Origin of the sequence: Bradyrhizobium niftali (assembly GCF_004571025.1) — a bacterium.
Taxonomy (GTDB): domain Bacteria; phylum Pseudomonadota; class Alphaproteobacteria; order Rhizobiales; family Xanthobacteraceae; genus Bradyrhizobium; species Bradyrhizobium niftali.
Genome location: NZ_SPQT01000001.1, coordinates 1,018,173 through 1,038,947, shown reverse-complemented (window position 1 = coordinate 1,038,947; position 20,775 = coordinate 1,018,173). Strand labels below are relative to the sequence as shown.

Annotated in this window: 16 protein-coding genes; 8 read left to right on the top strand and 8 right to left on the bottom strand. The window is 61.2% G+C overall.

The window, feature by feature from the left end; all coding sequences use genetic code 11:
• Positions 1-70: 70 nt before the first annotated feature.
• A complete protein-coding gene (locus E4K65_RS04625) occupies positions 71-949 on the bottom strand; it encodes an autotransporter outer membrane beta-barrel domain-containing protein (protein ID WP_283813811.1) in 879 nt (292 codons plus the stop codon).
• Positions 950-1,018: 69 nt separating this feature from the next.
• On the opposite strand from E4K65_RS04625, the gene E4K65_RS04620 reads away from it, so the two are divergent.
• Positions 1,019-1,777 carry a helix-turn-helix domain-containing protein gene (locus E4K65_RS04620; protein ID WP_135173096.1) on the top strand — a complete coding sequence of 253 codons (759 nt, stop codon included), beginning with the start codon at positions 1,019-1,021 and terminating at the stop codon, positions 1,775-1,777.
• A gap of 15 nt (positions 1,778-1,792) precedes the next feature.
• On the opposite strand, the gene E4K65_RS04615 is transcribed toward E4K65_RS04620, so the two are convergent.
• Positions 1,793-3,505: a winged helix-turn-helix domain-containing protein gene (locus E4K65_RS04615; RefSeq protein ID WP_135173095.1), complete on the bottom strand. Its 1,713-nt coding sequence runs from the start codon at positions 3,503-3,505 to the stop codon at positions 1,793-1,795.
• Between the two features lie 177 nt (positions 3,506-3,682).
• Between E4K65_RS04615 and E4K65_RS04610 the strand changes: the two genes are divergently transcribed.
• On the top strand, positions 3,683-4,177 hold the full coding sequence (locus E4K65_RS04610) for a lipocalin-like domain-containing protein (protein ID WP_167770516.1): 495 nt from the start codon (positions 3,683-3,685) through the stop codon (positions 4,175-4,177).
• 258 nt (positions 4,178-4,435) lie between these two features.
• Here E4K65_RS04610 and E4K65_RS04605 read toward each other — a convergent pair whose 3' ends face one another.
• Positions 4,436-5,137, bottom strand: a complete 702-nt coding sequence (locus E4K65_RS04605) for a GntR family transcriptional regulator (RefSeq protein ID WP_135173093.1) — start codon at positions 5,135-5,137, stop codon at positions 4,436-4,438.
• 178 nt (positions 5,138-5,315) lie between these two features.
• Here E4K65_RS04605 and E4K65_RS04600 point away from each other — a divergent pair, with 178 nt between their 5' ends.
• From E4K65_RS04600 to E4K65_RS04585, 4 genes are all read left to right on the top strand, one after another.
• Positions 5,316-6,218, top strand: coding sequence for a VOC family protein (locus E4K65_RS04600; RefSeq protein ID WP_135173092.1), 903 nt, complete (start codon positions 5,316-5,318; stop codon positions 6,216-6,218).
• Positions 6,215-7,822: a bifunctional 3-(3-hydroxy-phenyl)propionate/3-hydroxycinnamic acid hydroxylase gene (locus E4K65_RS04595; protein WP_135173091.1), complete on the top strand. Its 1,608-nt coding sequence runs from the start codon at positions 6,215-6,217 to the stop codon at positions 7,820-7,822. The genes E4K65_RS04600 and E4K65_RS04595 overlap by 4 nt, the downstream gene beginning before the upstream one ends.
• Entirely contained in the window at positions 7,819-8,667 is an 849-nt protein-coding gene (locus E4K65_RS04590; protein ID WP_135173090.1) for a fumarylacetoacetate hydrolase family protein, read from the top strand. Before E4K65_RS04595 ends, E4K65_RS04590 begins: the two co-directional genes overlap by 4 nt.
• Before the next feature lie 118 nt (positions 8,668-8,785).
• A complete protein-coding gene (locus tag E4K65_RS04585; RefSeq protein WP_167770515.1) occupies positions 8,786-10,111 on the top strand; it encodes an MFS transporter in 1,326 nt (441 codons plus the stop codon).
• Positions 10,112-10,895: 784 nt separating this feature from the next.
• Here E4K65_RS04585 and E4K65_RS04580 read toward each other — a convergent pair.
• Genes E4K65_RS04580 through E4K65_RS04570 form a run of 3 tightly spaced genes read right to left on the bottom strand, consistent with a single transcriptional unit; the run spans position 10,896 to position 15,838 of the window.
• Positions 10,896-12,104 carry an ABC transporter substrate-binding protein gene (locus tag E4K65_RS04580; RefSeq protein WP_135173088.1) on the bottom strand — a complete coding sequence of 403 codons (1,209 nt, stop codon included), beginning with the start codon at positions 12,102-12,104 and terminating at the stop codon, positions 10,896-10,898.
• 38 nt (positions 12,105-12,142) lie between these two features.
• The gene (locus E4K65_RS04575; RefSeq protein ID WP_135173087.1) at positions 12,143-13,801 is read right to left on the bottom strand and encodes a hydantoinase B/oxoprolinase family protein; all 1,659 of its coding nucleotides are present in this window, start codon (positions 13,799-13,801) and stop codon (positions 12,143-12,145) included.
• Between the two features lie 3 nt (positions 13,802-13,804).
• Positions 13,805-15,838: a hydantoinase/oxoprolinase family protein gene (locus tag E4K65_RS04570; protein WP_135173086.1), complete on the bottom strand. Its 2,034-nt coding sequence runs from the start codon at positions 15,836-15,838 to the stop codon at positions 13,805-13,807.
• A 110-nt stretch (positions 15,839-15,948) separates the two neighbouring features.
• On the opposite strand from E4K65_RS04570, the gene E4K65_RS04565 reads away from it, so the two are divergent.
• Together E4K65_RS04565 and E4K65_RS04560 are read left to right on the top strand one after the other, a co-directional pair.
• Positions 15,949-16,584 carry a helix-turn-helix domain-containing protein gene (locus tag E4K65_RS04565; RefSeq protein WP_135173085.1) on the top strand — a complete coding sequence of 212 codons (636 nt, stop codon included), beginning with the start codon at positions 15,949-15,951 and terminating at the stop codon, positions 16,582-16,584.
• 106 nt (positions 16,585-16,690) lie between these two features.
• On the top strand, positions 16,691-17,896 hold the full coding sequence (locus E4K65_RS04560) for a saccharopine dehydrogenase family protein (protein ID WP_135173084.1): 1,206 nt from the start codon (positions 16,691-16,693) through the stop codon (positions 17,894-17,896).
• A gap of 42 nt (positions 17,897-17,938) precedes the next feature.
• On the opposite strand, the gene E4K65_RS04555 is transcribed toward E4K65_RS04560, so the two are convergent.
• On the bottom strand, positions 17,939-19,252 hold the full coding sequence (locus tag E4K65_RS04555) for an NAD(P)/FAD-dependent oxidoreductase (protein ID WP_235885487.1): 1,314 nt from the start codon (positions 19,250-19,252) through the stop codon (positions 17,939-17,941).
• A gap of 27 nt (positions 19,253-19,279) precedes the next feature.
• Entirely contained in the window at positions 19,280-20,767 is a 1,488-nt protein-coding gene (locus E4K65_RS04550; RefSeq protein ID WP_135173082.1) for an aldehyde dehydrogenase family protein, read from the bottom strand.
• Positions 20,768-20,775: the final 8 nt, after the last annotated feature.

The window sequence follows — 20,775 nt, the reverse complement described above, 5'->3', positions numbered from 1 at the left end:
TCAAGTGAGGATCTGAGCGCTCCAGCCAGCGCCGGTATCGGGCAAGCCGGCCTTTCCTGAAGCGCCCCCATCACCAGGAGTACCGCAGCGCCACTGTGCCGGCGTAGAGGTCCGAGCGCTTGGCAAATTCACCATCGAACTTGGCGAGCAGCTTCCAGTTCTGGTTCAGATACCAATCCGCACCAATCGAGGCCAAACCGGAGTCGTGCGGGATCGGTGCGCCGAACACGGTGAAGTTCGACAGCGGCAACACCTGGAACGCCGCATTGAGCGAGGGCGTATCGACGAAATCGTGTGCCCAGGCCAGTCGTGCGCGCAAGATCAGCGGCGTGCCGCCGAGCAGCGTCGGATGGTCAAAACGGGCCCCGAGCTCGGTGCGGACATCGGTCGCTTGCTTCGCTGCGTAGGTCAAGCCGAAGCCCAGATTATTCACGTCGGTCTCGCTGTAGGCGCCGGAGCGAAATGCCTGCGCCTGTGCCGCCGCATAAGGTGTAATCCCAAAGTTGGGCGTCACGGCAATGCGATAACCTCCTTCGATGCGCCCGCCAATGCTCTGGCCGGTGAAGGTCGCGCGCAGATTGCCGCCGAGCGCCGTTCGGTCGGTCGTGAACCAGTGGTTGGCAAAGGCGATCGACTCCGCGATGTAGGCCGGACCGATCACCGTCCTCGCATAAGCGCCGATTTGCGCGGACTCGCTGCGGCCATTGCCGAGGCTGTTGGACAATCCCCAATTGGTGCCGCCGCCGGCCGCGGTCACCGTAGCGGGCGAGAGGCGATAATCGAGACCGCCCGCGAAGCCGTAGGTGCTGAGCCGGGTGTCGGTCGAGCCGATCACGGGATCGCCGCTGGTCTTGCCGCTGCCGCCGAACGCCGCATTCCACAGGCTCCAGCGCTGCTCGAAATTGGCAGGTGCTGGCGCCTTGAACACCGATGCGTAGGCCTGCGCGATTTCCGGCGGCAGGTTGGCCTGCTGCTCCGGCGCAAAGGCGGTGACACCGCCGCCCGTGGCGGCACCGAAATGGCCGTCGACAAAGGGCAGCTTGTCGTCGGCGTGACGACCTCCCGATGGGGCGCGTCACAACTCGGCCGCAGCCTCGATCTGCATCCGGGAGACTGGTCGCTGTTGAGCAATAGCGACGTCAGCGAGATCATGATTCCCGAGGCATGCCGCTTTTTGGCGTTCTCTATTCCGCGAACCGCCATAAAATCTCTCGTCCCCGACATCGGCGCAACGTTCGCGCGTCGTATACCGGCCTCAAGCCCGGCGTTGCAGATGCTGGTACGGTATCTCGAGCTCGCGCGCCGCGACAATGTCGTGACCACGCCCGAGCTCGCAACCGCCTTTGCGGACCACGTCTGCGATCTTCTGGCGCTCGCGCTGGGGCCGACGCGCGATGCGGCCGAACAGGCCAGGACGCGCGGCCTTCCCGCCGCCCGGCTGCAAGCCATCAAAGACGACATTGCGGCCAATCTGCGCTGGCCGGAGCTGTCGGTGCACACCATCGCCGCGCGGCACGGGCTGAGCGTCCGCTACGTGCAGCAGATATTCGAGGAAAGCGGCTTGACGTTCACGGCGTATCTCATCGAGCAGCGGCTTGCCGCTGCCTACAAGGCGCTTCGCCGCCGCGCGCCGGTGGATCTGCCGGTCAGCACCATCGCGTTTGACTGCGGGTTTGCCAACGTGGCGCACTTCAACAGGTTGTTCCACCGGAGGTTTGGTTGCACGCCGAGCGATGTCCGAAATGCGGCTCGCACTCTTCGAACGGACCGCGACTGATTTGCAAAGAACCGGCTATTCAGGCAAACCCGCCTTGCTCAGCCCCTCGCGCAAGCGCTCCGAATCTCCGGCTGATGCGAGCTGGATCGTGTTCAGGAAGCGGGCGATCGTCAAATCGGGGCGAAGACGCATTGCCGCGGCCGCGGCCGTTCTGGCTTCATCTTCCAGTCCTACCTGTGCCGCCGCGGCCGCGTGCCAGACGCGCGCTTGATACACCGCTGGCAAACGGTCCACCGCTGTCCGGCTGGTTTCCAACGCCTCTCTATATCGCCCGGCAAGATAATAGCAATTCGCGAGATAGCTGAAATAAACAGGTCGGGGCAGCGGATCGAGGCGGGCGATCCGGCTGAGCATCGCGATGCCTTCCTCGGCGCGACCGGCGTGAGCAACGACGAGCGCGAGGCGACCATCGGCCGTGTTTGGATTGAGGTCTATGGCACGACGCAACTCGGCAAACGCATCGTCTCTCCGATGTCGCCAATGGAGTATCCATGCGAGTTGCGAGTGCGCTTCGGGCAGGGTCGGGTCTGCCGTGACGGCGCGCTCGACAAGGGCAAGCGCCTTATCGTTGTTCGCAGAGCTTTGAAACTCGCCAGCGAGCTCCGGTTCATCGTTCGACACCAACCATGCCCGATGGTAAGTATCGGACAGCGCAGTCAGTGCCGGCGCGTAGGCTGGGTCAAGCCGGACAGCCTCTTCCAGGGTGCGCCTCGCTCTCAAAAGGCGTTGGCCCCATTCTCCGATGGGGCTGGTTTCGACGGTTGCGAGTTGCGCCCGTCCGCGCAGGAAGAGATCGTAAGCTCCGAGCGAACGCGGTCCTTTCTGTCGGGCGCGTTCGAGCTCCGTCTGCGTGATACGCGACAGCAACACAGTCACAATCTGCCGCGCTAACTCATCCTGCAGGGCGATGACATCGGTGAGATCGCGGTCGTAGATGTCGGCCCAGCGCTGTGCTCCGGTTTCAGCCTCGACCAATCGTGCGGAGACGCGCAGTTGTCCTTGCTCGCGGCGCACCCTTCCGAGAACCAGATAGCGAGCGCCGAGGCGGCGACCGATCTCGCGGGTGTTCGTTGTCGCGCCTTTGAACGAAAAGGCCGACTCTCGCGCGATGACGAAGAGTTCGGCGAACTTGGACAGGCGAATTGCGATGTCTTCTGTGAGACCATCGGTAAAATAATCATGCTCGCTGCCGCCCCCGACATACGTGAATGGCAGGACGGCGATCGACGGGCGCTGCTGCGCCGACCAGGGGTCCGGAGCACGAGGCCAAGCCACCAGTCCAAGGATCAATGCACACGCCAAAATGGCGCCTGTCGCGGCGAGCATCATCGGGCGGCGGCGCGGCAAGATGGGCGACGGGGCGGCGCTTTCCTGCGGCTCGGCAAGCTCCTTATCACCGGCAACACCGACATTGAGGGGAGCAGCAAAAACATAGCCGTGGCGCGGAAGCGTCTTGATGATCTCCCGCTTGTCGTCGTCCAGCGCCTGGCGGATGTCACTGATGCACCGGCTCAGTGACTCGTCGGTCACCGTGACGCCACGCCAAACAACCCGCGCGAGATCGTCGCGCGACATAGGCTTACCGGCGGCGGTCACCAGACAGCAAAGGACTTCAAAGCTCTTTGGTCGCAACGCAATCGGCCGCCCATCACGCGTCAAGGTGCGGCGCGTGGCGTCGAGGGTAAAGACGCCAAAATGGACGGGATCCGCAACGATTGTCGTATCCATGGCCCCCAAAGCTGCATCTTTCAGGCATTTCAGCTTTTTTTCAGTATCTTATTCAGGACTTCGCTGCCGGACTAGCGCTTTTCTGACCGGGGCCCGCCTCCATGGTGCCACCTCTTGGGACTCAATCAGAAGGAGCATTTCATGTCCGCAATCCGGCCGGCCTGCCCAAGGGCTAAAATGAACAAAGCGATGCTGACTTTCCTGGTCACCATTGCAACCCTCGCAGCCTTGCCGACGTCGGCCCGATCCCAGGAGGCCCCGGAGGCGTCTCTGGTTGGTTCCTGGAGATTGACGGCAGTCTATGACCAGTTCACGGATGGCCGTCGGCGCGACACATGGGGCAATAGTCCTCAGGGGATGCTGCAATTCGCCGCAAACGGCCTTTTCACCGCCGCCATCATGGCGGGCGATCGTGCACCTAGAGCTGGGACTGTTCCATCCGATCCCGTTGGGCCGGCCTTTGCTTATTACGGAACATATGAGGTCAACACATCCGCAAAGACGTTCACCTTCCATGTCCAGCAAAGTACATGGCCGCAATGGAATGGCGCCACGCTCAACAGGACTATCACGGAACTTACGTCACGAAGCTTGAAAGTAGTGGCTGCGCCGATCCGTGATCCGCAAGGCGGCGAATTTCAGCCTCATCTGGAATTCGAACGCATTCCCTAATCGCGTTTAGAACCTTTTTGGCCCCGTCCGATAAGGCAGGCTCCGTCGCAAGACTCAAAGCCCCCGCCGTTTTCTTCGGCGGGGGCTTTGATCAGATCGCCACTTTGATCACATCGCCGCAATGAGCGAATTATGCTGGAAGTGGTTGCGGGGAGGCGCAACTACCGATACCGACATTCCGTTCGGGTGGCGATCTGACCGAGGGGCGTTCCCTGCGTCCCGAACGCAGAGAGAGATTGTGCTCCCGTCCCGTTTTGTTCAGGGTGGCAACACGGCCTCGAGGTCTGAATAGATCACGTCGGCCGTGCGCTGATAGTGCTGCTGGAGCAGTGCGACAGCGTCATCCGTCTTGCGATCGAGCACCGCCTGAAGGATCTGCGCGTGCTCGGTCCCGATCTTGCGGACCGGATAGGCCTTGGCGATCGACATCATGCGATAGCGATAGAGCCGGTCGGCGAGCTGCTCGCAGAAGCCGAGCAGCGGGCGCGAGCCGCACAGCCCAATCAGCGTCGCGTGAAAGGCGCGGTGCGCCTTCTCCCAATCGGGATTGTCCGTGAACTTGTCCGGATCGAGCGAACGCGGCGTGCGGTCGAGGCGGTGGTGCGTCACCAGCAGTGCCTCCTCCCAGTCCTGGGTGCCGTTCTGCATGGATTCGCGCAAGGCGAGACCTTCGACCCAGCAGCGCGTCTTGGTCAGCTCCTGAAGCTCGTCCTTGCTGACCGGCTTCACGTAGAAGCCGCGCTGCTCCATGCCAATGACGAACTCCTCCATCGTGAGACGGTTGAGCGCCTCGCGCAGCGGGGTCTGCCCGACATTGTAGTGCTCCATCAGGAAGCGCGACTGGAGCTTGCGGCCGGGCGCAAGCCGCGTGGTCAGGATGTCGGCCTTGAGGCGGGCATAGATGCTGGTCGCCAACGTCGCCGGGGTATCCGACTTCGGGCTGGACAGGTCCGAACTCATAGCGTGCCGTTGATTCATCTGGTCTTTTTGTACATCACGCCGGACCGAAGCCATAATTTATAAATTTTGTCTTTACGAGTCTGTTTGTATATATTACTTCTGTGCCGACGACAACCGGCTCGGTGGCGATCAGCGGCTGCTTCGGCGCGCGTCTCCGGGCCTTTCACGAGGAAGCCTGATGTCCGATTTTCCGGTGATCGCGTTGCGCAGCGTCGAGATCGCGACGCCGCATCTCGGCGTCTCGGGGGATTTCTATCGGACAGTCTGGGGGCTCGATTTTGCCGCGGAAGCCGACGGCACGATCTACCTGGCGGCAACCGGAGCGGACTTCCACGTCCTCGAATTGACGCAAGGCGAGCGCGCCGCGCTGCGCAAGGTCAGTTTTCGCGTGCGTTCGCGCGAGGACCTCGACCACCTGTTCGCCCGCGCGTGCGAGGCCCGTTGCGAGATCATCTCCCCGCCCGGTCCGTCGCGTACGCCGTCGGGCGGCGAACACTTCGTGATCCGCGAGCCGCAAGGCTGCTGCATCGAGTTAGTCCACGGCGACCGCACCAAGAGCGCGCGCGTCGTCGCCGAACGCCCCGAGCGGCTCGCCCATGTCAACATCAACAGCGCCGACATCGAGAAGCTCTCGAAATTCTACCAGCAGGTGCTCGGCTTTCGCCTGACCGACCGTTCGAAGCTGATGGCCTTTCTGTGCTGCAACAGCGATCACCACGCCGTCGTGCTTGCGGAGGCCCCGCTCAACGGGCTCAACCACATCGCCTTCCTGATGCCTGACCTGGAATCGGTGATGCGCGGCTCGGGCCGCATGGTCGACCATGGCTTCCCGATCGGCTGGGGCGTCGGCCGCCATGGCCCCGGCGACAACGTGTTCGCCTATTTCGTCGATCCCTCGGGGATCGTCATCGAATACACCGCCGAAGTCCTTCAGGTCGACGACGGCTATCGCGCCAAGGGACCCTCGGAATGGGTCTGGCCACCCGGGCGCACCGATCAATGGGGCATCGCGCCGCCGAAGAGCGAAGCCTGCAAGACCGCGCAGCTCTCCGTCTTGTTCGACACGGAGCGCCGCGCATGACCACGTCCTCTGCTCCTGCGCACTACGGCGTACTCGTCGTTGGCTTCGGACCGACCGGCGCGGTCGCGGCCAGCCTGCTTGGCCGCCTCGGCCATCGCGTGCTCGTCATCGACCGTCTCACCGGCATCTACGACAAGCCGCGCGCCATCGCCCTCGATCACGAGATCTTTCGTCACTTCGACAACATGGGATTGGCCGAGGCGATCGCGCCCCATGTCGAGCCCTTCACTGCCTCGGAGCATTTTGGCGCCGACGGCCAGTTGATCCGGCGCGTGCATATGGTCGCTGAACCCTACCCGCTCGGCTACACGCCGAGCATGGTGTTCAGCCAGCCGCCCGTCGAGGCGGTGCTGCGCCGTCACGCCTTGAGCTTTCCCAACGTCCGCGCCGAGCTGGGCGTCGAGTTGGTCGACCTCGTGCAGCGATCCGACCGTGTCGAGGCAACGCTGCGGGAGGCCAACGGGCAGTTGCGGAAGGTGACGGCGCGCTACGTCGTCGGCTGCGACGGCGCCTCGAGCACGGTGCGCCAGATCGGACGCATGGCGCTCGAAGACCTGATCTTCGACGAGCCCTGGCTGGTGGTCGACGTGCGCGTCAATCAGGAGGCTCTCGCCAAGCTGCCGCCAAGCTCGGCGCAGTTCTGCAATCCGACGCGGCCTGTCAGCTTCCTGATCGGCCCCGGCAATCATCGCCGCTGGGAAATCATGTTGCTGCCGGGCGAGGATGCCAGGCAGATGGAGCGGCCGGAGAATGTCTGGTCACTGCTATCACCCTGGCTGACACAGGACGACGGCGAACTGTGGCGGGCGGCCTCCTATCGCTTCCACGCGCTTGTCGCCGCCAGCTGGCGCAACGGGCGTATCGTCATCGCCGGCGATGCCGCGCATCAGCAGCCCCCCTTCATCGGCCAGGGCATGTGCCAGGGCCTGCGCGATGCAACGAACCTCGTCTGGAAGCTCGACCGCGTGCTCAAAGGCACTTCGCCCGAGACGCTGCTCGACAGCTACACGGCCGAGCGCAAGCAGCACGTGATCGAGCTGACCGGCAAGATCAAGGCGATCGGCCAGTCGATCTGCGAGCGGGATCCGGCGGCCGCGCGGCGTCGCGACGCGCAGATCCTCGATCAAGGCGGCGGCAAGCCGCTGGAGATCACGCGGCAGGAGATCATCCCGCCGCTGCGCACGGGCTTCCTGGCGGAGCAAGCTGGAGCTGCGCAGGGCACTCTGTTTCCGCAACCGATGGTCCTGCACGGCGGCGCGCCCTGCTTGCTCGACAAGATCACCGGACCAGGCTTCCGCGTCGTCATCGACGGCCGCCGCAGCGATGTGCCCTCTCTGATGGCGCTCTGCGCCGCGTATCCCGAACTGGCCGGAACGGGGATCGCGCCTTCCGGCACCGGCGCCTCCGGCGTGCTCGAAGAGACCGACGACGTGCTGGCCGGCTGGTTCGACCGGTATGGCGTCGCCGCCGCAATCGTGCGGCCGGATCATTACGTGTTCGGCACGGCGCAGCATGCCGCAGAACTCGACGATCTCTTGCGCGAGGTCAGAGCGCGCCTGCACGGCCAACCCGATCCCAATATCAGAATGGAGAAGACAGCATGAAGCTCGCAACCGTTGCCATCGATGGCCGCACGACGTGGGGCCTCGTCGAGGGTGACAATTTCCTCGATGTCGGCGCCGCGCTGGTCTCTCGCTATGCCGATCTCAGAGCCGCCATCGCCGGCGCGCTGGCGGGCGTCGCGGATGCGAAGCCCAGGGCCGCCGTGAAGCCGCTTGCGAAGCTCACCTTCCTGCCCGTCATTCCGAACCCGGACAAGATCCTGTGCGTCGGCCTGAACTACGAGACGCACCGGAAGGAAACCGGCCGCACCGAGGTCGAGCATCCCACCATCTTCTCACGCTACGCCAACAGCCAGACCGGTCATCTGAAGCCGATCGTCCGGCCGCGCGTCTCGACCGACCTCGACTTCGAGGGCGAGCTCGCCGTCGTCATCGGCAAGGCTGGACGCTACATCTCGCGCAGCGAGGCGATGGGCCATATCGCCGGCTATGCCTGCTACAACGACGGCAGCATCCGCGATTTTCAGCGCCATACCCATCAATTCACGCCGGGCAAGAATTTTCCCGATACCGGCGCGTTCGGACCGTGGATGATGACGCCGGACGAACTCGGCGAGCTGGCCGAGCTCAAGCTCACCACCCGCCTCAACGGCGAGGTCGTGCAGGAAGCGCAGATCAAGCACATGATCTTCGATATCCCGCGGCAGATCGAATATTGCTCGACCTTCACCCGGCTCGAGCCGGGTGACGTCATCGTCAGCGGCACGCCCGGTGGGGTCGGCGCCCGGCGCAACCCGCCACTCTGGATGAAGCCAGGCGACATCGTCGAGGTCGAGGTCGAGCGGCTCGGCGTGCTGCGCAATCCGGTCGAGGACGAGGCGCGGTGAAAAGTCCATCGGACGGGAGCTCCTCCGAGCGGCGGCGGCGAAGCCCATCCGGCTTCGTCCGCCCGCGGGAATGCTCCTGATTGAAGCCAGACAAACAAAACCGGAGAGGGGAAACGTCATGAGCAACAGCGCAGATGTCATGGTCGGTACGAGCGAAGCCACGACGGCAGTGCCGATCACGGCCGCGTTCCGCAAGCTGGTCATCGCCTCCTCGCTCGGCTCGGTGATCGAGCACTACGATTTCTTCATCTACGCCTTCACCGCGCCCGTGGTGTTCGATCGTTTCTTCTTCCCCAAGATGGATTCGACCGCGAGCATGCTGGCCGTGTATGCGACGTTCGCGGTCGGTTTCGTCGCCCGGCCGCTCGGCGGCATGGTGTTCGGCCATTACGGCGACCAGCTCGGCCGCAAGGCGATGCTGACGATCACCTTCGTGCTGATGGGCGTCGCGAGCTTCCTGATCGGCTGCCTGCCGAGCTATGATTCGATCGGGCTTCTGGCGCCGATCGCACTGGTCGCGCTGCGCTTCGTGCAGGGCTTTGCCTTCGGCGGCGAATATATGAACGCGGTGTCGCTGACGCTGGAGAATGCGCCCTCGGCAAGGCGCGGCTTCTTCGCTTCCTTCGTCAACGCCTCGGGCCCGATCGGCGTGATCCTCGCTTCAGGCTTCATCGCGCTGCTCGGCCTCGTCTCGACCCCGCAGGATTTCGCGCAATGGGTCTGGCGCGTGCCCTTCGTGCTGAGCCTCGTGCTGGTGGTGCTCGGCACCTACATCCGGCTCCAGGTCGACGAATCGGCCTTGTTCAAGGCAGTGCAGGCCTCGGCCGCGCGCCCCAGGGCCCCGCTGCTCGACGTGGTGCGCTCGTGGAAGAAGCCGGTCCTGTTCGGTTGCCTCGTCAACATGGCGCACAGCACGTTCCAGTACATGAGCACGGTCTTCGTGCTCGGCTATGCGGTCAAGACGCTCGGCATGGCGCAATCGCACGTCACATTCGGCACCATGGTCGCCAACGTGCTGGAGATGTGCATGGTGCCGCTGATCGCGAGCTACTCGGACCGCTTCGGCCGCCGACCGTTCATCGCGCTCGGCACCTTGTTGGCCGCCGCCTGGTATCCAATCTACTTCCAGCTGGTCGCGAGCAAGGATCCGACGCTGCTGATCACTGGCCTCGTCGTCTCGATCGGAATCATCCACGCGCTGATGTTCGCGCCGGAAGCGGCCTTCACGGCGGAGCTGTTTCCGACCGAAGTCCGTGTCAGCGGCTCCTCGCTCGGCAAGCAGCTCGGCATCATCCTGGGCGGCGGCATCGCGCCCCTGGTCGGCACCGCCCTGATGGGATCGAGCGGCAGCTTCACCCCGGTGATCCTCTATTTCGAGGCGATCGCAGCCTGCGCCTTCATCGGCATCCTGCTCGCTCCGGAAAGCGCGAAACGCGACCTCTAGGCAAGCCTCGTCAGACCGCCGATCGGTCGTCGTGACGTCCGACTTGTCGAAGCCTTCTCCCCGCGGGCCTCCCCCAAGCCGTCATCGATGCTTGGCCGAATGCGATAAAGACACGATCGAGCGTTACCGTTCGGCAATCACTCAATGCGGGAAGCACGACCGTGTAGCGGGGAGCGACTCGAACCCCGAGGTATCCGCTGGGCGAACTGCAGGACGGGGCCAATTGCGACATGCTGCTCGCGTGAAAAGCGGAGACCGTCAGTATTCGATACGTGCGAGGGCATCCTGAGTCGACTCGCTGGAGCGCTATCGCTTTTCGAACAAGACAGTTTGTAAGGTCTCAGGCATTCTCATCCGGTGATCTGCTCCGGAAGCCGCGGACCAACGCGTCGTAGGACTTTGCGTGTACTCATCGAGCAGCTGATTAAGAGACATACTGCTGCCGTTGACTTCCTTAGTGAACTTTCCCAACCGGGCCAAAATCCCATCATTAAAGATCAATAGCTTACAACGAGAAATCCAACCAAAGGACCGTCACGCTCGTTCTCTAGGCTGGCGTTGGTTCATCAAGGAAATCCATCAACAGCACCAAAGACCTTGCGTCCGTATTTAGTTCGCCAACCAGACCGAAAGCATTGCGCCAAGATTCATTAAAGCTCCGAGGGCAGCCAGTGCGCGCACGTGACATTCGGTGAGAGCCGGCAGCTCGGACTCCGGTGGTTGCCAGAGCGGGTGCATCGACCGGTTTTCTTTCTGAAGACTTGGTGATGCCGCTGTACTAACCTCACTTGACGAGGTCGCAGCCCCCTTCGTTGAGCGGACGAAACGCACGATCTGCTTCGACGTTTCCGACCGCCTTGTAGTAGTCCCACGCTCCGGTCGATTCGCCGCGCGTTTTCACTTGGTACAACGTTATGGGATACAGAACCCGGCCGTCGATGCGAATCGAGCCGGTATGGCCGAAATAGTCGACTGGCGCCTTTCGCATCTCCGCCGTGACCAGATCCGCATCTACTGAATCTGCGCTCTTCACCGCTTTCAGATAGTGCGTGATGGAAGCATAGACAGAAGCTTGTTCCTTCGTCGGCATTCGCTTGGTCTTTTCGAAATAGCGCTTCGACCAGGTCCTGGCGACGTCGTTCTGATCCCAATAGAAGCCCTCGGAAAGCAGCAAGCCGTTTGTCGCGTCCAAGCCCAGACTGTGGACGTCCGTCAGGTACACAAGAAATCCGACCAGCTTCTGCCCGCTGTCAGAGATGCCAAACTCCTTGGCTTGCTTGATCGAATTAATCAAATCGGCGCCGCCGTTCAGAAGTCCGATGACTTGAGCCTTGGAGCTCTGCGCTTGTAGAAGGAAGGAGCTTAAGTCGGCAGTATTAACGGGATGTCGCGCCGCTCCCAGCACCGATCCACCTGCTTCGGTGATGAATGCCGTGACGTCCCGTTCCAACGCGTGGCCGAACGCATAATCGGCTTCCACAAAGAACCAGGTCTTGCCTCCATTCTTTACAGTGTTTTGTGCGGAGGCTTTCGAATAGGAATAGGTGTCGTCCTGCCATGCCGTACTATACGGAGAACAAGCCTTCCCGGTAAGATCTGAGCTCGATCCCTGCATCAGCGTGATGCGGCGGGCCCGTCGGCCGATCTCTTGCACGGCCAAGGCGACCGATGAGACCGGCACATCGGCGATGGCATCGACACCTTCGACATCGAACCAACGACGAGCCGTTGCCGATCCGACGTCGGCCTTGTTTTGGTGGTCGGCGGAAATGATCTTCACGGGGACGCCGTTGATGGCTCCTCCGAGATCATCAATCGCCATCTGGGCAGCGATCACCGAGCCCGGACCACCCAAATCGGCATAGGGCCCGCTCATGTCGTTCAGGATCCCGATCTTGACAACATCCTTCTCGATCTTTGCTTCGGAGGGGACGACCGTGGAAAGTCCGAACAGGGCCGCAACGCTCATACCGATACAATAACGAATAATCATAGGTGATGCCTCATCGTTGATGAAAACGGACCGTCAACTCATTGGACGATGCTACGATCGTCCGTCGTGATCAGAGCATGTTTGAGATCGTCCCGAACAAGCTTGGGATCGCGATCTCGCGGATCGCCGTATCCGCCCCCGCCGGCGGTTTCGATCACGAGACGATCGCCGCGTCGGAGCTCCGTATTGCCTTTCGATGGAAGGTTGATTTGTTCGCCATCGCGTTCGACCACGAACCGGGAATTCGCGCCGGGCTTGCCGCCGAACAATCCCCATGGACGTATCTTGAAGCGATCGGAGTAGGAATTGAACGTGACGCCATCATCCATGATGCGATACACACGTCGCGCACCCAGGCCGCCGCGATGTTTTCCCGCACCGGCCGACCCGCGGCGCAGCGCGTATTCCTCCACCCGCATGAAGGGGTAGTCGGCTTCGAGCGACTCGACGGGGACGTTCGAGCAGTTTCCCACGTAGCCATCGACGACATCCGCGCCGTCCGAGCCGGCCGAGGCGCCCCACCCTCCACCGACGACCTCCATGTAGACCCGGTATCGGTCGGAGCCCATATGACCCATGCCGATCGCGTTCGTCGTATCGTGGCCAGACGTCAGGACCTGGCTCGGGACCACTTCAGACATTGCGAGCATGATCGAATTGTAGACCCGATGGCATGCGTTGTTGCGGGCCCTTACTGCCCGAGGCTGACTGGGATTGAGGAACGATCCATAAGGTACTTTCACGGAACGGATCGGCCGATAGAGACCATCATTCACCGGAATGCGACCTCCGCCCAGCAAGATCGCGATTGCTCCATAGGCCGCCGATACCGTCGACGCGTGCGGTGAATTGATCATTCCCTTCGTCTGCGGCGAGCTGCCCTCGAAATCGATTTCGATTTCGTCCCCGTCGATGGTAATTTTGACGGCAACCCGTAATGGATCCGCTGTGAATCCGTTGTCGTCGACAAAATCTTCAGCGCGATAGACCCCGTCAGGAATTGCGCGCACGGCATCGCGGGCGAGCCGCTCGGAATAATCCTGAAGATCCCGCGCCGCAGCCAGAACCGTTTCCTCGCCGAACCGATCGAGCATCTCTATAAAGCGAGCCTGACCGGTCCGATTGGCGGCCAGCTGGGCGTAGATATCGCCCATGACGTCGTCAGGCGGACGGACGTTGATTCTGATGAACTGTTCCAGAAGGCCGTCGCCGAGATCGCGATCCACGTCGAAACGGCAGAGCGGGATACGCAGCCCTTCCGAGAACACGTCGGTAGCGCTGGCGTTTGGTCCTGCCGCTCCGCCGCCGACATCGATATGGTGACCAAGCGATGCGCTGAAGGCAAGCAGCGTGTCACGATAGAAGACAGGCGTGAACAGCACGATGTCGTTGAGGTGCTGGGCACCGTGGTAGGGATCGTTCGTGATCAAACCCTCGTTGGGCTTGATGGTCGAGAGATCGAACTTCGCAGCAAACGCCTCGAACACCTTGCCGAAGGAGTTCATGTGGATCGGGCAGAACTGCGCCTGGGCGATGATGCGGCCATTGCGATCGAGAAAGGACGTCGAACAGTCTCTCGCCTCGCGGATAATGGTCGAATAGGCCGAGCGCACGAGCTTCTCGCCCATTTCCTGCGCGATGCCGTGCAGTCCGTGGCTGATGATGTTGAAGGTCGCCTGATTGAGATTCGTGCGCATGACCTAGGATTCCGGAGTGAGAATGAGCGCGCCGGTCTTGTCGACGATGACCATCCATCCCGGCGGTACGAACGTCGTTGCTGTCGGCTCCTCGATCACTGCGGCACCCTTGACGACCGAGCCCGAAGCCAAACTGCTGCGCCAGGCGAATCGACAGGGGATCTTTCCGCCTCCGAAGGTGATCTGTCCTTCCTCGATTTCTGCCTCGCTTTTCTTTTCGTTCATCCGGGTCAACGAGCTCAGCACTGCTGAGGGCGTCGGGACGTGCGCAGTCAGACGGAATGTCACGATTTCGATCGGCGCCGCGCGGGATGTCGAGCCGTAGCGGGCCTGGTGAGCGGCACCGAACACTTCGCGAAGGTAAGTGACTCCGTCGCGATCCAGGCGATCAAGGTCGATCGTCGCCAAGAGCTCGAAACCCTGCCCCGCGTAACGCATTTCAAGCGCATGTTCGTAGACGATATCTGCTGCCGCATAGCCATATTTGACGAACTCCGTTTCCGGCTCGCGCTGCATCCGGCGGAATGTGCTTGCGATGATCCGAGAGCTTTCGCCATCCACGGGCAGGAAACGGGTCTCGCGATAGATTCGCTTGACGTCGGCAACGAGCAGACCCAGCGCGGAGAACAAGCCGGGATAAGGTGGGGTCACGACGCGACGTATCTTCAGGTCGGAAGCAGAGAGCGCGCTGATCATCGGTCCCATGCCTCCGTAGCCGTACAGCGAATAATCCCTCGGGTCGTGGCCGCGCTGAACCGAAACGAGGCGAATTCCCTGGCTGATATGCGCAGTGCTGATGTCGACCATCGCCTGGGCCATTTCGTCGATGTTCTGGCCGAGCGGTTCAGCAAGCGTCTTCAGCGCCTGATCGGATTTTTCCGGATGCAACGTCATCCTGCCGCCTAGAAAACGGTGCGGCCGGATCCATCCAAGACGCACCAGCGCGTCGGTCAGGGCCGGAGCGCTGCCGCCATGTCCGTAGCAGGCCGGCCCCGGCCTTGCTCCCGCCGAACGGGGCCCGACCCGCAGCATTCCACCTTCGTCAATCCAGCCGATGCTGCCCCCGCCCGCGCCTATGTTTGCGATATCGACGCTGGGTAGACCGACCGGCAGTCCGTCCACCTCCGTCTCCGCGGTAATGCCGGGAACACCGTTCGCAATGAGACAGATGTCCGCGCTCGTTCCGCCTACGTCCAGTGTAATGACGTTGCGATCACCGATGAGGCCCGCCATCCGCGTCGCCCCGATCACGCCGGCGGCCGGCCCCGAATTGAGCATCTCTACGCCCCGGCCATGCGATCCGGAGCTCGGAAGCACACCGCCCGACGATTGCATCACGAACAAACCGCTTCCGGGCGCGCGATCGCCGAGATGATCCTCGAGCCGCCGCAGATATCGACCGACCAGCGGCACCAGATAGGCAGCCATCACCGTTGTCGACGCCCGCTCGTACTCGCGGAATGTTGGCAGCACGTCTGACGACAGCACCACGGGCAGATCGGGATAACGTTTGTTCACAATCCTCCGCACCGTCTGCTCGTGCTCGGGATTCCGGTAGGAGTGCAGCAGGCAGACCGCGAGCGCTTCGGGCTGTTCCTTTTCAACCAACTGGTCGATCGTCCGACACAATTCGTCCTCGTCGAGGGAAAGAACAGCCTGTCCAGAGACGTCCGTGCGCTCGGTCACTTCGACGGAGCGCTTGAGCGGTATCAACGGCGCCGGCTTCTCGCAGGCGATCGCATAGACGTTCGGACGAAGCTGCCGCTGCAACACCAAAAGATCGCGGAAGCCGCGGGTGGCCAGAAACGCCGCGCGGCATCCCTTCCGTTCGATCACGGCGTTGGTGGCCACGGTGGATCCGTGAAACAGGTGCGTCAGCTTGGGAAGGTCAGCGCCAAGGGACTGTGAAAGACCATCGATCACACCGATCGACGCGTCATGGGGGGTTGAAGGCAGCTTGTGCGAACGGACATGATCGCCTTCAATCCAAATTAGATCGGTAAAGGTCCCCCCGACCTCGATCGCCATCTTGATCATCACTGCAAATCCGCACTTCACTGGTTGGACAGCCAAGAGGGACAATTCCCGCTGGAACTCGCCCTCCCCATGAAGTACGACAGAAAAGCAAATTTTTAGCAAGAGTGAAAATGAAGCGAGATGACCGAAAAGCCGGCAGGTCGGTGGCAAGCCGACAGGCGGGAGCCAAAAGTCGAAGCCAAAAGGGCAACCCGGCTCTGGCCGATCTTCTACGAGAGGCCAGGAAGAACAAAGATTTAAGCCTCCAGGACGTCGCGGATGCCACCGGACTGTCGGTAGGGCTGATCAGTCAGATCGAACGGGGCCTAACCACACCTTCCATGCGATCGCTCAGGCAGATTGCCGATGCCGTCGAGGTGTCGGTGAGCTCCCTCTTCGCAAGGACCGACGCTGAAGATGCGGGTGAGGGCCGCCACATCACGCGAAAAGACATGCGACGCGTGCTGAATCTCGAAAGTATCGGCATGCATATGGAAATTATGACCCCCACTGAAGGGACTCCAATTCAGGCTTTTGTGGCCTACCTTCTTCCCGGCGGCATGTCAGGAACCGAATTCGACAGTCATATAGGCCATGAGTTCGGGATCATCATCGATGGCCAGCTTGAGCTTTTCCTTGGCCCTCAAAGATACCTGCTCAATCCTGGCGACACTTTCAGCTTCAATTCGGAAACGCCTCACCGTTACGTCAATTCCGGCACCACGATGACTTACATCCACTGGGTCATCACGCCTCCGATCTATTGATCCGCCCCCAAAAAAAATCCTTTGCATTGCGACAGCTCAGGCTGATAAATTTCACTCTGGCTAAAATTTCTGCTTTGAAGGCCGCCGCGAAGCGAAAGGGAAACAGATGGCGAAAATACTTGTTCTGGGTGGCGCCGGCGCCATGGCGAGCGGCACGGTGCGGGACCTCGTCGCACCCTACTCGTCCCGAACCATCGAGCTGATCACGGTTGCCGACTTCGCTGCCGATCGCGCCAACAAGCTCGTCGCCGAACTTGCGGATCCGCGGCTCAGGGGCATCGAGCTCAATGTCAATGATTCCGGTAAGCTGGAAGCGCTGCTGGCCGAACATGACCTCTGCATCAACGCAGTTCCCACCTTCGCAGGTCATCAGATGGCGATCTTCGAAGCGTGTCTGCGAGCCCGGCGCACTTACGTCGACTACGGTGGAATGGGCGTCTTCACCGTACAACAGCAGAAGCAACATGACGCCTGGAAGGCGGCCGGCGTCACCGCGGTGTTGGGACTCGGAGCCGATCCGGGCGTCTCCAATATGATCTGCAAGGCAGTGGCTGAGCGGCTGGATACGATTGATCGCATCAATCTCTATTGGGCCGCCACCTTGGTCGGAGAAGAAAATCCGATTCTCGTGCCGCCTTACAGTATCTCCACCATTCTCGGCGAATATGCCAATCCCTCGATGCAATTCCTCGACGGCTCGTTGAAGGAAGTCGCTCCGCAATCCGGAAAGGAAATACTTGTCCTGCCCGAACCGTGGGGCCGCACCGAATTCATGTATACCCAACACTCTGAACCACTCACCGTACCCTTCGCGGAAGGTATTCGGGAGAAGGGCATTCGCGAATTCACTTGGAAGCTGCATTTGCCGCACCGCGAGCACGAGGCCTGGACAGGATTGATCAAGGCCGGGTTCGGGGCCTTTGATCAGCCGATCGAGATCGGAAACGCCAAGATCACGCCGGCCGAGTTCCTCGAAGCCGTGATCGCGCGCAACATTGCCACCAATCGTCATCGCATTCCTGCGCAGCAGAGCCACGAGATCCATCTCGCGATCGGTCACGGCACAAGCGGAGGGAAAAAGACTACTCTGAATTTCGCCGTGATCGGCCACCCGCATCCTTCGTTCGATGGTTTTGCCGATGCCGGCACGTCAATGGGCCTTTCCATCGGCGTACAATTGCTGCTGTCGAAAGACCACAAAGCTGGCGTCTGGGGCCCTGAAGAGTACTATGACGTTCCCTCCTTTTTAGCCGAGTTGCAGCAGCGCCACTTCGAGGTCCACGAAAACATCGACGTCGAACCTGCCGCGTAGTGGCAGGCTCTGTTGTTCTCAAGGGCATTCCTCCAACTCAGCTCACATGGCGCCGGATTGTCTATCCAGAGGCCCCTCGGAAAACCGGGACAATCGGAAGGCATCGAGATCGAGCGACGCGATGCCTTCGAGAATCAGACTCGAAATGACCTCCCCTACGGCGGGCGCCAGCGCGAAGCCGTGACCGTTGAATCCGGCGACTAGCATCAAGTTCTCGAACCCGCAACGCGACATGATCGGAATTAGATCCGGTGTCGCATCGATGCGGCCAGCCCATGTGCGTCGGGTGCCGAGAGTTCTGAGCTCCGGAAAGACCCTGTAGAATTCTTCCAGGTTTCGCCCGACCAGCTTCTGATTGATCTCAGGCTCCTCATTCGGAATCGAGAGCCGGCGGCTCCTTAGTTGATGCCGCAACGTATGTAACGCTTCTCGTCCGAACCTGATCTGGATCACGCCCCTGTTGGCGATGAAGGTTGGAATGAATTTGCCGAAATGACCGAAAGAATGCAGCCCGATGTCGTGCTCCGCATCGATTCCGCGATAGCCGTTCGACACATAAAAGCTGCCATCACGCTTCGGCCTGAAAGCAACCCGCGGCGACCAGACAGGCACCGATAACCGTTTGTTGGAAGGATTTGTTTGCGCGACTGACGCACGCACGGGCTGGACCGGAATCGATATGCCGACGCCCCTCACCAATTCGGCGCTACCAACGCCTGCCGCCACGACGACTTGATTTGCGCGCACCACGCCATCGGCCGTCACAACGGATACGTTACCCGAAGCTGAGCGTCGCAGCCGTATTACCCGGGAGTTCTCCTTGAAGACAACGCCAAGCCTTTTGGCCGCAGCGGCAAATGCCAAAGACGCCTTCACCGGCTCCGCATGCCCGTCGCCCGGCGTAAAGAGGCCGCAGACCCATTCCTGACGCTCGCCTGGAAAGAGTTTGGATATCTCGCGCGAGTCGATCAGATCTGACCTGATGCCGGCAGAAAGTGCGGCCTTCAGCGCGGTGTTCAGACGCTGCTCATCTTCGGGCGTTTCAGCAGCGAGCAGAATACCCGAACGGACATATTCGAGATCGGCATCGAGCTCGTCCTCGAGGGTCTCCCACATCCGGCATGCCTTTGCCGCGAGAGGCATTTCCGCCGAATGTCGGCCCTGTTGACGGATAAAGCCCCAAGCTCGGCTCGACTGTTGCGCTGCGATATTGGCCTGTTCAAGCACAATCACGCGGGCGCGACGGAGAGCGAGGTGATAGGCGATGGCGCAGCCGACGATGCCGCCGCCCACGACCACAACGTCGAAGACTGGTTCAAACGAAATCGACGATCGCTGGTCATGTACAATTTGCATGTGGCTCAAGCTGCCCACTGAAGACGTCTACGATGAGTTCGATTTGTCGGCGTACCAATCCCACACATGGCCGCGCTTGAACCGGGTGACCTGCTTTACTTCGAGATAATTGCCGAGGCCCCAACGCCCCAATTCACGACCAATCCCGCTCTGCTTGTATCCGCCCCAGGGCGCCTGGGTAAAAGTAGGCTGCGAGCAGTTAATCCATACGATCCCAGCCCGAAGAGCTTCTGACATGCGCTTGCATCTCGTCTCGTCTTCCGACATCACGGCGGCGGCAAGGCCGAAACGGGTGTCGTTGGCAAGCCTGAGCGCTTGCTGCTCGTCGGAAAACCTGTGCACCACAAGGACTGGGCCAAAAATCTCGTCGCGCCAGATCGACGAATTCAGAGGTACGTCCGTGAAGACCGTCGGCTCGATGAAGTAGCCGCGCGACATATTAGCCGGCTTCTCCCCTCCCGTGACGAGTCGGGCGCCTGCCGCCACGCCTTGGGCAACGAATTGGCGAACTTTTTCGTATTGTCCGCGGCTGACGAGGGGGCCGAGCTTGGTGCGAGGATCAAGACCGTTTCCGATCGGGATACCTCGCGCGCGCTCAACGAGCCGCTTCACCAGTCGATCCGCGATTCCTTCCTGTACAATCAGGCGCGACGTTGCGCTGCAGACCTGCCCTTGGTTCCAGAAAATTCCGAACATGATCCATTCGACGGCAGCCTCGATGTCGGCGTCGTCGAAAACGATAAAGGGCGACTTGCCGCCGAGCTCAAGGCTGACATTCTTGATCTCCTGCGCAGCACCCATCATGATTTTTGTCCCGGTCGGAACCGATCCGGTGAAGGCGATCTTGTCGACGTCTGGATGTCGCGCCAAGTGCTCTCCCGCGACAGAACCGAGCCCCGTGACAACGTTGAGAACGCCTGCGGGCAAGCCCGCATCGACTGCGATCTCGGCTAGTTTTAGACTGGTTAATGATGTCAGCTCGGAAGGCTTGAGCACCATGGTGCAGCCCGCGGCGATCGCCGGAGCAACCTTCCAGGCGGCCATCAGCAGTGGATAGTTCCATGGAATGATCTGGGCTGCCACACCGACGGGCTCGCGCCTGACCGAGCTTTCAAACCTTTCGTCGGGAAGAGCGATCGTCTCGTCCTGCGCAGCATCGAACTCCTGGGCTAGATCCGCGTAGAAACTGAAGCAGCCTGCAGCGTCATCGATATCCCACAGGGCTTCCGCCAAGGGCTTACCGTTGTCGATCACCTCCAGTCGCGCCAATTGCTCGCGTCGGTCGGAGATGCCCTTGGCGATCGAGCGAAGTAAATTCGCCCGCTCAGCCCCATTCACGCTCCTCCACTCGCCCTCGAACGCTCGGCGGGCGCAATCGACCGCAAGATCGACGTCATGTGCTGTGGCGGCCGAAAGATAATCGATGCGCTCCTCCTTTGCGGGGTCAATGACGTCAATCACGGCGCCATCACGAGATGGACGCCATTCGTTGCCGATGAAGATCGTTCTTGTCATTGGCAATT

Bases quoted from the DNA above. Each gene is read 5' to 3' on its own strand.
- E4K65_RS04620 (WP_135173096.1), top strand. From the start codon at position 1,019: ATGGCCGTCGACAAAGGGCAGCTTGTCGTCGGCGTGACGACCTCCCGA.
- E4K65_RS04615 (WP_135173095.1), bottom strand. From the start codon at position 3,505: ATGGATACGACAATCGTTGCGGATCCCGTCCATTTTGGCGTCTTTACC.
- E4K65_RS04610 (WP_167770516.1), top strand. From the start codon at position 3,683: ATGAACAAAGCGATGCTGACTTTCCTGGTCACCATTGCAACCCTCGCA.
- E4K65_RS04605 (WP_135173093.1), bottom strand. From the start codon at position 5,137: ATGAGTTCGGACCTGTCCAGCCCGAAGTCGGATACCCCGGCGACGTTG.
- E4K65_RS04600 (WP_135173092.1), top strand. From the start codon at position 5,316: ATGTCCGATTTTCCGGTGATCGCGTTGCGCAGCGTCGAGATCGCGACG.
- E4K65_RS04595 (WP_135173091.1), top strand. From the start codon at position 6,215: ATGACCACGTCCTCTGCTCCTGCGCACTACGGCGTACTCGTCGTTGGC.
- E4K65_RS04590 (WP_135173090.1), top strand. From the start codon at position 7,819: ATGAAGCTCGCAACCGTTGCCATCGATGGCCGCACGACGTGGGGCCTC.
- E4K65_RS04585 (WP_167770515.1), top strand. From the start codon at position 8,786: ATGAGCAACAGCGCAGATGTCATGGTCGGTACGAGCGAAGCCACGACG.
- E4K65_RS04580 (WP_135173088.1), bottom strand. From the start codon at position 12,104: ATGATTATTCGTTATTGTATCGGTATGAGCGTTGCGGCCCTGTTCGGA.
- E4K65_RS04575 (WP_135173087.1), bottom strand. From the start codon at position 13,801: ATGCGCACGAATCTCAATCAGGCGACCTTCAACATCATCAGCCACGGA.
- E4K65_RS04570 (WP_135173086.1), bottom strand. From the start codon at position 15,838: ATGATCAAGATGGCGATCGAGGTCGGGGGGACCTTTACCGATCTAATT.
- E4K65_RS04565 (WP_135173085.1), top strand. From the start codon at position 15,949: ATGAAGCGAGATGACCGAAAAGCCGGCAGGTCGGTGGCAAGCCGACAG.
- E4K65_RS04560 (WP_135173084.1), top strand. From the start codon at position 16,691: ATGGCGAAAATACTTGTTCTGGGTGGCGCCGGCGCCATGGCGAGCGGC.
- E4K65_RS04555 (WP_235885487.1), bottom strand. From the start codon at position 19,252: ATGCAAATTGTACATGACCAGCGATCGTCGATTTCGTTTGAACCAGTC.
- E4K65_RS04550 (WP_135173082.1), bottom strand. From the start codon at position 20,767: ATGACAAGAACGATCTTCATCGGCAACGAATGGCGTCCATCTCGTGAT.